Here is a 16,714-nt window from a genome sequence, read left to right as displayed (position 1 = left end):
ACACAGAGGCTTGGCAACCATCTATATATCTTGGATGGTTGCTGAGACAAAATCCTCATGTAAAATATGCAATGTTAGAAAAGACTAAGCTGTTTCGTATCTTCGATAACGTATCCAGTAAGTGCCTTGGGCTTGTTGTCAAAGAAACAGTATGCCCCTAATGCAGAAATAATATTTATGATGAAATTCGCAACAGACCTGTGACGTGAATGTACTATCTGAGCCGTATTTTTCAACAGGTCATTAATCGTTTCAATGATGTATCTTTTACGTAGCATCATCTTGTCATAGAACGGCATTAGTTTGTTCTTCATGTTCACTCTCAGTCCTGTTACCAACTGGATGCCTTCCTCAAAAAGCGAATCGAAGAGTTTTTGCGAGATATAGCCTTTATCTGCAAACAGCTTACCATACAGACGTTTAGCCAACACATCGAATACCGTTGGATCTTTGTCGCTAACGTTTGCACCAGTGAGAACAAAAGCAATTATCTCACCTCTATCATTACAAGCCAGATGTAGCTTGAACCCATGACACCATCCCATTGTTCCCTTTCCGTTTGTGGCAATGCCTTTGAACACTTTGTTGGCATAACGCCTGAGATTGTGGCATATTGGTATCATGGTTGAATCAACAAAGGTTATACCTGTACATCTGCCAAAAGCACGGAGATTCAGGAAGAACATGAGAGGGAAGAATACGCGACTTTCAAGTTCTACAAAACGGTTATAAGACACCGCATTTGGAAAATATGACTTCAAAGTTCCTCTAATAAAGAATAGGTAATAATGCTTGAAGTTTCGGAACGAGCCGAAATGGAAATACAGCAAAATCGTCATGATTTCACTATCAGATAAAGAGGCTTTACGTCGTCTGCGCTTTACTCCATCTTCACCCAAAAGCAATTTTCCTGCATTTTCAGCATCAAAAACTTTGTAAAATTCATCAATAATACAAAATAATTCTGTAACTTTGTCCTTGGTAATCTCCATAATGATATCTTTTTATGTTTGTAACTAATTGGATTTCAACTACAAAGATACAAAAAATATCGGAGATTACCAACTTTTTTAGGCACTATTTCTTATCCCGAACTGAGGTAATATTATCGAATAAACAAAAATTAAACCGAATTATTTTGTATTTTCTTCAAATAATAGTAACTTTGCACGAAATAAACTATACACATATCAGCAGTTATGTTACAACTTGACAATTTCTATAAGGCTCGCTTCGTGCTGAGCAAGGTAATAAGAAAGACTGAGCTGGTTCACACGCCAAGAATCAACCCAGAGAGTGATGTTTATTTGAAACCAGAGTGCCTGCAGAAGACCGGTTCGTTCAAGATTCGTGGTGCTTACTATAAGATTTCACAACTCACCGATGAAGAAAAGGCAAAGGGTGTGATAGCCTGTTCTGCGGGCAACCATGCACAGGGTGTAGCGCTGGGAGCTACAGCCATGGGCGTCAAGAGCCTCATCTGTCTGCCTGAAGGTGCTCCTATTAGTAAGGTGGAAGCCACCAAGCGTCTCGGTGCAGAGGTATGTCTGGTCCCTGGCGTTTACGATGATGCCTACCAGAAGGCACTGGAACTGAAAGATGAGCATGGCTACACCTTCGTTCATCCTTTCGATGATGAGAATGTCATCGCCGGGCAGGGCACCATCGGATTGGAAATTATCGACCAGCTGCCTGATGTAGAGGCTGTAGTAGTACCTGTTGGCGGCGGCGGTCTGATTTCGGGTGTGGCTTTCGCCATCAAATCGTTGAATCCGCATGTAAAGGTATATGGTGTTCAGGCTGAAGGAGCAGCAAGTATGGTACAGAGTCTGCACGATCACAAACAGGAGAAGTTGCCTTCTGTAGCAACCGTAGCCGATGGTATTGCCGTAAAGGAACCGGGCAAGATTACCTTTGAAACCTGCTCCAACTATGTTGACGAAATCGTAACCGTGAGCGAGGATGAGATCTGTGCAGCCATCCTGAAACTCATAGAGAGCGAGAAGATGGTAGCCGAAGGTGCCGGTGCGGCCAGCGTGGCAGCCGTGATGTACAACAAGGTTCCGGTGAAGGGCAAGAAAACCATCTGCGTGGTAAGCGGCGGTAATATCGACGTAACCATCCTGAACCGCGTCATCACCCGTGGTCTTGCCAAGAGCGGCCGTCTCTGCACCATCGAGATGGAGCTGGATGACAAACCGGGCGAATTGGTAGAGGTTTGCTCTGTCATCGCCGGATTGGGTGGCAACATCACCGGTGTTCACCACGACCGTTCTGCCAACCGCAACAAGGTGAATGCCTGCGTGCTCCGCCTCACCATGGAGACTCGCGACGAGGAACACGTAAGAGAAATCAAGGAGGCTTTGGAATCAAAGGGATTCCATCTCTGGATAGTATAACCGTGCAGAGACTTACAAAAATCCATAAAATATAAAAAGAGGGTGCGCCGTCAGTTGATAGCGCATCCTCTTTTTATATATCATTAAAAGCTTTATTACCATCAAGCTCTTTTGTTATTGAGCTTTATCTTTCATAGAGCTACTTTACTTCCTTGAGCAAGCAAGGGCGAACCTTCTCGGTTACACCAGCTTTCTCAGTAATCACGGTAGTGAGAGGCTTGAGATCGGCAGCATTCTTTGCCACCATCACCTTGTAATCACCAGCCTCAACCTGCCACTGACTATCAACCTCATTGAAAGAAGCCAGGTTCTTGTATGGGATGTCGATAGTAACTGTCTCCGACTCACCAGGCTGCAAATTCTTAGTCTTGGCGAAACCACGAAGTTCCCTGGCTGGTTTATCCATATCCTTGCCAGGAGCTGCCACATATACCTGAACAACTTCCTTACCAGCTACCTTACCAGCATTCTTCACAGTCACCAGGACCTTGATATTGCCCTGTGCATCCTTCGTTACCACAGGTTTGCCATACTTAAAGGTAGTATAGCTCATACCATAACCAAAAGGAAAAGATACAGGCACGTTCTTGGTCTGGTAATAACGATAACCTACATAAACACCATCATTATACTCGGTGTAATCCACATTCTTCATGTCGCCCTTGCTACCGATGCCCTTGCCCATGAACATACCAAGTACATCGTCAACCTTGACAGTCTCAGGGTTAGGGAAATCAGCCTTAGAAGGAACATCGTTATAACTTACAGGCCATGTCATAGGAAGACGACCAGAAGGATTCTCCTTACCCGCCAAGATGTCAGCAACACAGTTACCACCCTCCTGACCAGGCAACCAAGACAGCAATACAGCATCAGGACCGCCAATCCAACTCTTGGTCTCAATAACGCCACAAACATTCAAGATGACAACCACCTTCTTACCAGCCTTATGGAAAGCGTTGCAAACGCCAGAAATCATATCCTTCTCCTCCTTGGTGAGATTGAAGCTATCAGAAATCTTTCGATCCAAGAACTCACCAGACGACTTACCAATAGTGATGATTGCCATATCGTTGTTTTTGACGGCAGCTGACATATTCAATTCAGCAAGGCTCATCTCAGGGATGAAGTGACCCGGCAAGAAAGCCTCCAAAGGATTCTTTGGCTTTGGCAAATTTGCCTTTGCCTTTGGAGCATACTCTATGTATGACTTTTGGATGTCGCCATCCACCTGATAGCCAGCATTCTTCAAACCATCCAACAAACTTACCACATAAGCATGGTTAACATTGCCAGAACCAGTACCACCAGCTATGAAATCATAAGAAGTATTGCCGAAGAGAGCTATGTTCTTAATCTTCTGAACGAGTGGCAATACATTCTTGTTATTCTTCAATAACACCATTCCCTCGGTAGCGGCATTGCGAGCCACCAAAGCATGTCCCTTCAAATCAGGGTTGTTGTCGGCAACATACTGCTTGAAACGAGGAGTCTGCATGATATACTCCAAGATATGGCGTACATTGCGGTCGAGGATTTCCATCGACAGGCGACCATTGAGCACAGCCTTGCGAATCTCCTTCACCTGTTCTGCCTTACCTGGCATCAACAGGTCGTTACCCGCTTCCATCTGGGCAGCTGCGCTAAGACCACCAAACCAGTCGGTCATCACCATACCCTTGAATCCCCACTCATGGCGAAGAATCTCTGTTATCAAGTCACAACGCTCACTAGACATCGTACCATTGATGAGATTGTAAGAAGTCATCACTGTCCAAGGCTGAGCCTCCTTGATAACGATTTCGAAAGGTTTCAAGTAAATCTCACGGAAAGTACGTGGATTACCGATAACATTGTTACGAGTACGATTGGTCTCCTGGTTGTTCAGTGCGAAGTGCTTCAACGAAGTACCGACATCGTTGCTCTCGATACCATTCACCATAGCAGCACAAATGGTACCAGCCAACAATGGGTCTTCTGAATAATACTCAAAGTTACGACCACAAAGAGGATTACGCATAATATTGGTAGCAGGTGCCAACAAGACATCTACGCCATAATGCTTCACCTCGTCTCCCATAGAGGTACCTACGGAATACACCAAGTCTTTGTTCCAGGTAGAGCTCATCACTGTAGCCACAGGGAAGTGGGTACAGTAGAATGTCTTATCGGTATTCTTGCGCTTAGGGTCGATGCGAAGACCAGCAGGACCATCGGCTACAACCGTAGCTGGAATGCCCAGACGCTCAATACCATTCACCTGACCTGCGGCACCCTGTACCAACTGACCTTGGTTACCAATGGTAGCCTCCATCTGGCTCTCATACTTACCCGTAGAACCTACCACCAACTGAATCTTCTCATCAAGAGTCATCGCATTGATGACATCCTGGATAGGAGACACACCCAACTTTGGGTTCTGTGCTTGAACTACGAAAGTCGCAGAAAAAAGCACACATGAAGAAACTAATAATTGTTTTATCATTGTCTATATCTTATTTTTTTAATAATCTTTTACAAAACTCTTACTTGAAAAACTTATTTTATCATTTGAAAATCTTCTGTGCGAACTCTGTGAGATAGACACGCCAGTTGCGCCAGATGTGGCCGCCCTCGGTCTCCATATAGGTATATTTATACCCCTTCTCATCGAAATAGCGACGCAAGCCGGCTGTACTCTTATACAAGAAGTCGGTCTTTCCCATACCTATCCAATACAATTTTGGCTTGTTCTTAAACAAGGTTGCCAACTGCTGCTTCGCCTCCTCGTCCTCTTGCAGCATCTTATAGAAATCGGTGCGAAAATCGCCAGTCTTTCCCACATGCAAACCAGCGGAGAATAGACCAACGTAATCAAACTTATTAGGGAAACGGCGAGAGATGTCAAAGGAGTGTCCACCACCCATTGACAAACCGCAGATGGCACGATGCGCCTTATCCTTGCCCACCTTGTAATGGCTCTCCACATAGTTCATCACATCAGGGAAGCTCTCATCCATCGTAGCCACCGCCTTGGCACCTTGGTAACCATAGAAAGAAGGCACATACATACCTGCCGACCATTCGCCAGGAGCAGCCTGACAGTTAGGGTTGCCATTGGTCATCACCACTACCATAGGCTTAGCCTTACCTGTGGCAATCAAATTATCAAGAATATGCTGTGCACGACCTAAAGTAGTCCAAGCATCCTCATCACCACCTGCGCCATGAAGCAAGTAGAGCACTGGGTAATCCTTTCCCTTGTCGTAACCTGCTGGGGTATAGACGGTCATACGACGCTGCATCTTGAGTGTAGGACTATCATACCACACCTTAGACACATTTCCGTGAGGCACCTCATTGACGGTGTAGAGGTCACCACAGTCGCCTTTCTTGTCAGACAAGATAAAAATATTGGTTTCCGAAGTGATGTCACGAGTGATATAGACGCTTCCAGGATCCACAATCTTCACACCATCCAAGATGAGATTATAAGAATAAAGCTCAGGAGAAAGATTAGTGCTGGTAAAGCTCCATACTCCCTTGTCATCCTTCACCAAGTCTGCCACTCCCGGTGCATCATACTTTCCCACAGGGGTATCAATCTGCTTGGTAGGCAAGAAGTCGCCCGTAATCTGCACTTTCTGTGCATTGGGAGCCTTGAGACGGAAGGTTACTGTATGGTTGGCGTTTACCTCTGGAGATACCACAGGTACGTTGTCGAACAAAGCTTGTTGTGCAAAGCTGCTCATGCTCAAGAGCAAGGCTGTTGCCAAAAATGTTATCTTTTTCATTGTGATGTTGTTTGAAGTTACTTAAAGATTTTCTGGGCAAACTCACCCAGATAGATGCGCCAGTTGCGCCAGATATGACCGCCATCGGTCTCCATATAGGTGAACGGATAATGGTTCTTGGTCAGTTTCTCTCTAAAGGCGGTATTGTCCTTAAAGAGGAAGTCGGTGTTGCCGATACCAATCCAGAAGAGCTTTGGCTTGGCAGCAAACAAGTCTGCCAACTTCTTGTCGAAGTTATCATAGATGTACTCGTTGGCGCCACCACTTCTTTGTTCCTTGCCAATGGCTGCCGAGAAGAGCCCCACATAACCAAAGGTCTTAGGATTGTTGATGGAAATGTAAAGGGAATGGAAGCCACCCATAGACAAACCTGCTATGGCACGGTTCTGACTATTTGCCAAAGTGCGATAACGGGCATCCACAAACTTCACTACCTCAGGGAAAGATACCTCGAAAGAGCCCTCCATGGTCTTAGGCAATCCCAATGTAGGAACTATCAGATTATCCGAAGTCTGTCCTGGAGCTGCCTCCTGAGAGATATTGCCATTGGTCATGACGACGATCATTGGCTTCGCCTTACCTTGCGCAATGAGGTTATCGAGGATTTGCGAAGCACGTCCCAAATCCATCCACGCTTCCTCGTCGCCACCGATACCATGCAAGAGATAAAGCACAGGATATTTCTGCTTGCTGGTCTCGTAACCTGCAGGAGTATATACTGTCATACGGCGAGTAAGGCCAGCTTTGGCATCATCATACCAGACCTTTGATACGGTTCCATGCGCTACCTTGTTGACCTTGTAGAGATCAGCCTTTCCTCCGTCTACCAAGAAATAGTTGGAAACGTTGGCGATATCACGCACGGTATAGACGTTGAGATGGTCGGTAACACTGGCGCCATCCACCATCATGGTATAGCTATAAAGCTCTGGTGCCAAAGGAGCAGTGGTTGTAAAAGACCACACACCCTTCTCATCCTTCTTCAAATCGGCTACTCCAGGCATATCATACTTACCCATCGGGGTATCAACTTTCTTAGTTGGCAAGAAGTCACCTGTTATCTGTACTTTATGTGCCTCTGGTGCCATGCAGCGGAAAGTAACGGTCTTGTCTGCATGAATCTCAGGAGATAGAGGCATCTGTCCTCCGAACAAAGCTTGTTGTCCGAAGGCAGATCCACAAAACGCACACAATGTTATTGCTAATATCGAAAATCTTTTCATTGGATATAACGTTTTACTATTTATATTAATTACCAAAACTCTATTATCTTTTTCAATATTACCATCCCGTATTCTGCTGGATATTAGGATTCAATTCTCTTTCCTTCAAAGGAATAGGAAGCAACATGTGCTTGTCTTGGAATCCGAAAGTAGAATTGGAGAAATCCCAACTTACGCCCTTGGAAGAGTAGTTAGGAATTTCCTTACCCTGTGAAGCCAAGGCTTTCTTGGCATCACCCCAACGTACCAAGTCCTGGAATCGGGTACTTTCCAGGCAGAGTTCCAACCGCTTCTCCGTCTTGATGTCGTCCAAGGTAACGCTAGTCAATGGAGTTTCCTTGGCACGTTCACGAATCTGGTTGATGTCATAGAGAGCCTTGTCTGGCTGACCAGCCTGCAAGTTTGCCTCGGCAGCCAGGAGGAGAACTTCGGCATAACGCATAATCTTTCGGTCGGTATATTGCACTACCTGGAACCCGGGATTATCCATGATGTTGTCACTCTTCAATATGCGGTTCTTAAAGAAGAGGTATCCTTCACATCCATAGATGTACTGACCAGGATTCAACTTCACACCGTATGCTGCCATCTGATCACTGTTGAGCAGGGTCTTCTGCAAACGATATCCATTCTTGCCCTCTGCTTTTACAAATGCATCATAGAGAGACTTGCGAGGGTTCAAGAAGCCGTAGGTTCCCTGAGCCACTTCGTCGGCAGCCTTTCCTTCGAACGTCATATTGCCAGTACGCCATCCTTGCATCACGAAGGTCATGTCCCACTGGGACCAAGCCTGCTCCTGGTCGTTACGCCACTGCAATTCGAGCATAGACTCACAGTTGTTGTTGTTGACGGCATGAAACTGCATGTCATAGTCGCCACGGAAGAGGTCGTACTTCTTGGAATCCACCACCTCATTGAGTACGGATGCAGCCTCCTGATACTTTTTCTGGAAGAGATAAGCCTTGCCCAAATAAGCCTTTGCCACTTCCTGGGTAACACGCATACCCGTCTCCTGATCGTCCTTGTTCTTCTTGGAAGGCAAGACATTCATACCGATAGCCTTTTTCAAGTCTGCCTCCACAATAGCCCAAAGTGCCTCTGGAGTACTGTTTGGCTGACGGTACTCATCTGTAGCCAAGAGATGATCTACCAATGGAGCTGTACCCCAAAGAGTAACCAGCTCGAAGTTAGCCCAAGCACGGAAGAAATAAGCCTCGGCTATGGCACGTTTCTTGACTTCCGTATCATTAGCCACCTTCTCTATGACGAGGTTTGACTGATAGATGACACCATAGAGACCCGAGAACAGGCCCTCGATATTACTGTTGCTAGAATCGAAGGTATATTCATTCATCTGCTCGTGTGAGTTGTTGTCGCCACGATTACCACCGCCACACCAAGCATCATCCGAAAGCAGATTCTTGGTAAAGAACCAAGTAAAATACAATCCTTTCACACGGCTATACATGGCAGCCACCGCCTGCTCGGTCTGCTCATTGGTCTTGTAGAAATCATCCTGACCACCCATATTGCCATGCTTTGCTATATCGAGTCTGTCTTCACAACCGGCAAATAACACTGCCACAACGAGAAGCAGACTATATATGATATTCTTTTTCATAATTTCCTAATGTTATTATATATTATGTATAGTGTTAGTTATATGAACCTCCAGACCTTAGAACTCCAAGTTGAAGCCCATCACTACCTTCCTTGAGGTTGGATAACCGCCTTTGTCGATACCCATACCCACTACATCATTGGTAGAAACCTCAGGGTCGAAGCCTGGGTACTTGGTGATGGTGAAGAAGTCATCAAGAGATACATAGAGGCGCAAGTTGCTGATTGCTACCTTCTTGAGAAGAGTCTTCGGCAAACTGTAGCCCAACTGAATCTGCTTAATCTTGAAATAAGATCCATCATATACCATTGCGCTGGATGTAGCATACTTGTCCATATTGTTGGCACCAGCACGTGGCTTGCTTCCATTAGGATTGCTCTCCGTCCAACGGTCGTCATAGAAGAGTTCCTTCATCTTGTTGACCATAGGGAAGTCGGTACGGTTGATACAGTTGAATATCTTGTTGCCTGATGCACCAGAACCAAATACTGCCAAGTCGAAACCTTTGTAAGCTGCGGTCAAGGTGATACCATAGGTGAAGTCTGGAATGGCACTACCCAAGTCCATCTTGTCATCATCGGTCAAATCACCACTATCGTTCAGGTCGGCAAAAGTTGGATCGCCCGTCTTTGGGTCTATGCCTGTAAACTTATAGCCACGGAAGTAATACACAGGATAGCCCTTCTCGAAGTATGTGAGAGGCACATTCATAAAGGTAGTACCCTGCAAACGAGTCAAGGATGGGTCGAGATAAGTAACCTCGTTCTTCAAGGTAGCGAGGTTGCCACGTACACTGTAGCTGAAATCACCGATGTTATCTCTCCAACCGAGTTCAAACTCGAATCCCTTGTTGCTTACGTTACCAGCATTGATAGGAGATGTAGTACCGCCGATAACCAAAGATGGAGTGGTACCACTCACGAGCAAGTCCTTGGTCTTCTTCACGAAATAGTCCATGCTGAAGTTCATTCTGCCAGCGAAGAGGAGCGCATCAATACCCAAGTCGGTCTGCTCTGATGTTTCCCACTTCAGTTTATCGTTACCCATACTAGATGGAGTAACAGACGTTGTATAATTATTACCAGGAACTAACGGATAAATGCTACCCTGCGCCATATCGGTGCTGTAGGCATAGCCACTCAAGGCAGCCAAGCTACCATTCTGGCCCCAGCTGGCACGCAATTTCAAACTAGCCACAACATCTCTTAAAGGCTCGAAGAACTTTTCCTCAGAAATGGTCCAACCTCCAGACACAGCTGGGAAATATCCCCAACGATTGGTAGCTGGAAGCTTAGATAAGTCGGCAGCATCTGCACGGAGGGAAGCCTGCAGATAATAACGATTTTTATAATCGTAACCCAAACGACCAAAGTAAGAATACTTGGCTGAGCGAGTTTTCTCACCACCTACAGACTTGGTAGCAGAAGCGGATGCAAAATTCAGATAGTAGAACAATGGATTGTTTTTCTTGACAGCGTCTTCACCATTAGCCTTCAAGCCACCCTGCACATAATCATAGGTAGATTCCTGGAAAGACATACCAACCATGGCATTCACGGTATGGTCACCAAACTTCTTCATATAGTTGGCAAAGTTTTCCCATTGATAATAAATAGAGGTAGAAGAAGTTGCACTCTGATCTACAAAATCACGGCTTTGCGTTTGATTTCCATAGTAAGGAAGTGAAGTGGAAGAACTGCGAGTACCCGACAAACGGTAACCAAAGCGAGAAGTAATCACAAGATCCTTGATAGGCTTGAAATCTGCATAAATGGAACCATTCACATTGAATCCACTGTTGCGAGATATGCCATTGTCACGCATCACGAATGGGTTGTATTGCTCACCTGCATAGAAAGCAGACACACCATAGTAGTTACCAGCCGCATTGGTCAAGAGATGCTTTCCGCTTGCCAAGGCCCTAGCAACATGATCAGGCAAGTTTCCACCCTCGTATGCAACGGGGGTCAATGGATCCATAGAAAGCACAGCTGCCATCATAGAACCATACTCAGTACCCTCTGAAACAGAACGAACGTTATACTTTTCAATCTGGTTAGTAGTGCCCACCTTCAACCATGGCTTGATCTGATATTCAGCATTGATGGTAGCGGTGAGACGACGATAGAGGTCATTATTACCTCTTACCATACCATCATTGTCAAGATAAGTAAGCGAAAGATAGTAGTTGCCATTTTGGTTACCACCCATAAAGCCCAGGTTGTGCTTCTGCATCTTACCCTTACCATAGATGGCATCTACCCAGGAGGTATTGGTTGTTCCATCCCAATTCTTCAAGAGATAATCCTCGGTAAAGGTCTTACCTTCTTTCATATATTGGATATATTCTTCGGCATTGAGCAACTTAGGCTTTTTAGCAAGCGATTCGATGGCATATTGGAAATCATATGTTATCTTTCCACTACCCACAGTACCTTTCTTCGTAGTAATGAGAACCACGCCATTACCTGCCTCTGCACCATATATGGCAGCAGAAGCGGCATCCTTCAACACTTCCATAGATGCTATGTCATTAGGATCGATACCACTAATATCGCCTAGGCGCACACCATCTACTACATAGAGAGGATCGGAAGAACCATTGGAAGAGAAACCACGGATACGAATGGTTGGTGATGCACCCGGACGAGCAGAAGAAGAGACAATCTGTACACCTGCGGTCTTACCCTGAAGAGCAGACTTGGCATTGGTGATGGTACGATTTTCCATATCCTCTTTCTTCACCTGAGAGATGGCACCTGTTACAGAACTCTTCTTCTGTACACCATATCCTACTACTACAACCTCATCCAGCACCTTGTTGTCTTCCTTCATATTTACCTTCAACTTGGAGGTGATGGCTGCCACCTCTTTAGTTTGATAACCTAGATAAGAGAAGACCAAGGTCTTTCCTTTTTGTACCATGATGGAGAAATCTCCATCCAATCCTGTGACAGTGCCGCTTTTGGCGTCGTCTTTTACTTTGATAGTAACGCCAATCAATGGCTCAGCATTCTGGTCAACAACCAGACCCGTCACTTTCATCAGTTCCTGCGCCAAGGCAGCAGAACCGGAAATCATCAATAAGAACACGAAGGTCAGGAACCTTCTGTAATCATTCATTTTTCTCATAGATTTTACTCATTAAAGATAATACTTTATTAGTTAAGCTTTTATTCTTGTAAATCAGTTAATTGTTTACGGCTGCAAAGGTAGTACTTTTTATCATACACCTTTTTCTAACTTGTTTTTTTGTGTTACGTTTTTGTTCAAAATGGGGTTTTCTATATGTTCAAAAACTTGCGTATTTGTTAAAAAAGTCTTATAAACCTTGTATATATCAAGGTTTTATAGTACTTTTGCAGCAACTATCAAAACCATCGATTATGAAACGAACAAAGGTATTTTATAACGTACTCATCTTCTTGGCAGCCCTTCTTCTTACTGCTTGCCAGGACCAAAAAGACATCCCCGAAGTCTCTTCACCCGAGAAGAACCTCGTCCTGTCTAATCATATCTCCAACCAAAAGGTGAAGAGCATCTGCGAAGACAGATACGGACAAATCTGGATAGGTACCTTCCGTGGTCTCAACAAGTATGATGGCAACCAGTATCACCAATACTACTGCGTGGACGATTCACTGGGATTGCCCGACAACAATATTACCGACATTTATCGTGACTCCCACAACCGACTCTGGGTAGCCACCGTCTATGGCGTATGCCTATACCAGGCCAATGGCAATTTCAACCGAGTAAGTATCAATGGCTCTAACAAGAACATCGAAAAAATCCTGGAAGACAAGGAGGGAAGAATCTTCTTCCTCACGATGACAGACCTATATCAATATGACGAAAATACCAACACAGCCATCATCAAGCTCTCCAAGATGGTGGAGAAGAACTGCTATAACTACTCTTGCCATATAGACCGAAAAGATGTGATGTGGATTGTTACCTCTTACTCTGTCAAGGGATATCGCACCCAAGACCTCAAACTTATCGTCCAAAGCCCTGTACAGAGTTATCCCATCGCCTCTTTTCTCCTCGATGGGCATCAGCTCTACATCTCTGGCTACAATGGAATGCAGCTCTTTGATACGGATACCAGGAAATGGGGGGGGGCTCCCTGCAGCATTGCAAGGCTTGCAAATCCCCAACGACATGGTCAACTACATCCATCCGTATGGCGCAAAAGGCAACCTTCTGCTTAGCACCACCAAACACGGATTACTCTATTTCAATGCCCAGAAGGGAACCATCCTGCCACAAAGCGACAAGAATTTCCCATTCGAAGTGCCTGATATGCAAGTCAACAAGATGTTAACCGACTCCAAGGGCAACCTTTGGCTCGGGTCTGAAGACGATGGCGTAAAAACCATCTACAGATACAAGGATATGTTTAACAGCATGCCTGCCCTTCAACGTGCCATCGGCAAACAGCCCGTACTCTCCGTAGCCGCCGACAGGAATCACCACCTTTGGATTTCTACCAAGAAGAACGGACTCTATATGTATGACTTGCAAACCCAGCAACTCAAGGACATACCGATGGTTTCCTACAGCAACGGCAACAAGAAGAATGCCATCATCAACATCTTTGTAGATAGCAGCAATCATCTATGGCTAGCCAATGGCGACCATGTGGCAAAGTACCAATACGATGGCAACAATCTCAACAAGGTAGCCTCCTACCCTTGCTTCATGCCTATGGACATCAGCCAAGATGCAAAGGGAAACATCTGGGTATCCACGGCATCCGTCAACATCTACTGCATTTCAGCACAAAGTGGAGAGATGACCAAAAAACAACTCTTCCCTACCACTTTCTGCTTCATTCCCAGCATCATGCTCTTGCAGAATGGCAGCATGCTCATATCTGCCTTCTACAAACCTATCCTAGAAATGAATGGAGACAACTTCGATGTCCAAGAGTTTAAAGTGAATCCAGATGACTGGAAGAAGTGCATCAAGCGAAATGTGTATATCCCAACCAAGAACTATCAAGACCGCAAGGGCAACATCTGGTTGGGTACAGTTACCAACGGACTCTTGAAGTATGACGCAAAGAGCCGCAAGCTGACCACCATAGCAGGAATCTCCTGCTCCGACATTTCAAGCATCGAGGAAGATAGAGATGGAAACATTTGGGTCAGTACGCTGTATGGACTCAACAAGATAGATGGAAAAACAGAAAAGGTAACCACCTACAACGAGGCTGACGGTGTGAAAGGCTTCCAATTCTACGATAGGGCATCGTGCAAGCTGTCAGATGGAACTCTCATCTTCGGCGGTACCCAGGGACTCACCATTTTCAATCCCCAAAACGTAAACACGAACCAAAAGATAAGTCTGCTTTTCGAAACACTCAAGGTACATAATGAGATTATGCTTCCTGGCAAGAATGGATGTATCGAGGAGAGTATGGAAGAATCACCCCATATCCACCTAAGCTACAAACAGAACAGCTTCAGCATCGCCTTTTCTGCCATCGACTACAGCGACTACAAGCACATCCATTACTTCTACCAAATGGCAGGATTCGACAATACATGGATTGATGCAGGCAATAACAACGAGGCGTACTACTCTAATCTGCCAGCTGGCAACTATACCTTCAAGGTCAAGATGGTAGGCAACGACTCCAACAATACCATCGCCGAAAAAAGCATACTGGTAAGCATCGCCCCTGAGCCTTGGAACTCTTGGTGGGCTTGGTGCCTATACCTTATTATAATGGGGTGCGTCGGCTTCGTGATCTATCGGCAGAAGATGCGCATCAGCATCGAGAAGAACATGGTTCAAAAGGCTAAGGATGAGAAGGAGCAAGAACTGCGCGTCAACAAGATGAACATGAGTTTCTTCGCTAACATCTCGCATGAGTTCCGGACACCACTCACCATGATTTCGGGACCAGTGGAACAACTCTGTGAAAGTGAAAGCATCAACAAGCACGACAAGTTGCTATTGAACATCATCAACCGAAGCGTGGATAGAATGCTGAGACTCGTCAACCAGTTGCTCGACTTCAACAAGTTGGAGAACGACACGCTCCGCTTGCACGTCAAGCAAACCGACATTATCACCGAGATGAAACGCATCATGGACCTCTTCATCGTGAATACAGAGGAGAAAGGTATCACCTTGAACTGTCACGGACTAGAAGGTTCCTACCTGATGCTTCTGGATTCCGACAAACTGGAAAAGATTATCAACAACCTGATGTCCAACGCCATGAAGTTTACCCCTCGTGGCGGTAAGATAGATGTATCTTTCGACACCGGTACCACTAACAAGGGAGAACAGATTATCACCATCACGGTGGCTGATACAGGTAAGGGAATCCCACAGAATGAGGTGGAGAATATCTTCAAGCGATATTATCAGTTGAACAACCAGTCCACAGGCACCATCAACTGGGGCACTGGCATCGGACTCTACTATGCCCGCAGCCTAGCCGTCCTTCACCATGGCAATTTAAAGGCGGGCAATCGCAAGGACTGCCAGGGAGCCATCTTCACCGTTACCCTGCCTACCGATGAGAGCCTCTATGCCGCCAACGAGAAAGCCCCTTTGGAGCAAGACCAGAAGATGGCTTTTCCACTGCACGACAGTCAGAAAGTGGCAGACAAGGTAAGTCAAGACAACAGTACTGACAACCGTCCGAAAATACTCATCGTAGATGACGACACCGAAGTGGTGCATTATCTTCGTACCCTCCTGGCATCATCCTATCGCATCATCTATCGTTTCGATGCCGAGAGTGCCTTGAAGGCGACAAGGGAGGAAGAACCTAGCCTCATCCTCAGCGATGTGGTGATGCCGGGAATGAGCGGCTATGATCTCTGCAAGGAAATCAAGCAAGACATCCAACTCTGCCATATCCCAGTCATCCTGGTAACGGCAAAGACAACCACCGAAAACCAAGTGGAGGGTCTGAACAGTGGAGCAGATGCCTACGTTACCAAACCATTCACCCCCAAGGTTCTCCTGGCAATGATCAACTCGCAACTCACCAACCGTGAGAAGACCAAGACCATCCTAACCAACGCCACGGAGACCGACAAGAACGTGGAAGAAGTGCTGTCGCCACAAGACAAACTCTTCATGGACGAACTCTATCATATGATGGAGCAGGAACTAGCCAACTCGGAATTGGATGTCAACAAGGTAACGAAACTGATGCACATCTCCCGCACAAAGCTCTACTACAAGGTCAAGGGACTCACAGGAGAGAATCCAAGCGTCTTCTTCAAGACCTATAAGCTCAATCGTGCCGCCACCCTCATCGTGGAAGGCAAGTACAACATCTCGGAGATTGCCTACATGACGGGATTCAACACCCTCTCCCACTTCTCAACCAGCTTCAAGAAGCAATTTGGATGTACACCGAGCGAATATAGTAAGAAAACTTATTAAATTTTGATGCGAAATAGACCTATTATGGGAAAAAATGCTTATCTTTCCTCTATAAAACGAAAATGATTTCCCTCGCACAAGGTAACTAAAACAAGGGAGTTTGCCTTTTCTTCGTAAATAAAGGCGCATGTCTCCCTTGCACTTGCTTATATAGCAAATGCGATTATCAGTATACTTTCCTCTTCGAGTTTTACTCATACTGACTTCCATAGCCTCCCATGACATTAAGTTAATTTGCAAACGAGGTCTAAACCCATCACAAAGATAATAGCTTTATCA

General features: G+C 45.5%; 9 protein-coding genes. 3 read left to right on the top strand and 6 right to left on the bottom strand.

Translation table 11 applies throughout. The annotated features are described in order from the left end of the window. Positions 1-74: 74 nt before the first annotated feature. A complete protein-coding gene (locus RCO84_RS14925; protein WP_118142112.1) occupies positions 75-992 on the bottom strand; it encodes an IS982 family transposase in 918 nt (305 codons plus the stop codon). Positions 993-1,199: 207 nt separating this feature from the next. Here RCO84_RS14925 and ilvA point away from each other — a divergent pair, with 207 nt between their 5' ends. Beyond that, entirely contained in the window at positions 1,200-2,399 is a 1,200-nt protein-coding gene (ilvA, locus tag RCO84_RS14920) for a threonine ammonia-lyase (protein WP_217755645.1), read from the top strand. A 139-nt stretch (positions 2,400-2,538) separates the two neighbouring features. Here the strand turns inward: ilvA and RCO84_RS14915 are convergent, their stop codons facing one another. The 5 genes from RCO84_RS14915 to RCO84_RS14895 all read right to left on the bottom strand — a co-directional run bounded on the left by RCO84_RS14915 (position 2,539) and on the right by RCO84_RS14895 (position 12,148). Further along, positions 2,539-4,881, bottom strand: coding sequence for a glycoside hydrolase family 3 C-terminal domain-containing protein (locus RCO84_RS14915; RefSeq protein ID WP_373690169.1), 2,343 nt, complete (start codon positions 4,879-4,881; stop codon positions 2,539-2,541). Between the two features lie 64 nt (positions 4,882-4,945). Next, positions 4,946-6,172 carry an esterase gene (locus RCO84_RS14910; RefSeq protein WP_317585538.1) on the bottom strand — a complete coding sequence of 409 codons (1,227 nt, stop codon included), beginning with the start codon at positions 6,170-6,172 and terminating at the stop codon, positions 4,946-4,948. Between the two features lie 17 nt (positions 6,173-6,189). Beyond that, entirely contained in the window at positions 6,190-7,395 is a 1,206-nt protein-coding gene (locus RCO84_RS14905) for an esterase (protein ID WP_317585537.1), read from the bottom strand. Between the two features lie 58 nt (positions 7,396-7,453). Further along, positions 7,454-9,016 carry a RagB/SusD family nutrient uptake outer membrane protein gene (locus RCO84_RS14900; protein ID WP_144153585.1) on the bottom strand — a complete coding sequence of 521 codons (1,563 nt, stop codon included), beginning with the start codon at positions 9,014-9,016 and terminating at the stop codon, positions 7,454-7,456. Positions 9,017-9,073: 57 nt separating this feature from the next. After that, positions 9,074-12,148 (bottom strand): SusC/RagA family TonB-linked outer membrane protein, encoded by a 3,075-nt coding sequence (locus tag RCO84_RS14895; protein ID WP_373690158.1) that lies wholly within the window; start codon positions 12,146-12,148, stop codon positions 9,074-9,076. 254 nt (positions 12,149-12,402) lie between these two features. On the opposite strand from RCO84_RS14895, the gene RCO84_RS14890 reads away from it, so the two are divergent. Both RCO84_RS14890 and RCO84_RS14885 read left to right on the top strand, forming a co-directional pair. Next, entirely contained in the window at positions 12,403-13,230 is an 828-nt protein-coding gene (locus tag RCO84_RS14890; protein ID WP_317585533.1) for a ligand-binding sensor domain-containing protein, read from the top strand. Beyond that, the gene (locus RCO84_RS14885) at positions 13,181-16,435 is read left to right on the top strand and encodes a response regulator (protein ID WP_317585532.1); all 3,255 of its coding nucleotides are present in this window, start codon (positions 13,181-13,183) and stop codon (positions 16,433-16,435) included. Before RCO84_RS14890 ends, RCO84_RS14885 begins: the two co-directional genes overlap by 50 nt. Positions 16,436-16,714 lie beyond the last annotated feature (279 nt).

Origin of the sequence: Segatella copri, from assembly GCF_949820605.1 — a bacterium.
GTDB lineage: Bacteria > Bacteroidota > Bacteroidia > Bacteroidales > Bacteroidaceae > Prevotella.
Note: the sequence above shows the minus strand (reverse complement) of the source record. Positions and strands in the feature narration are given on the sequence as shown.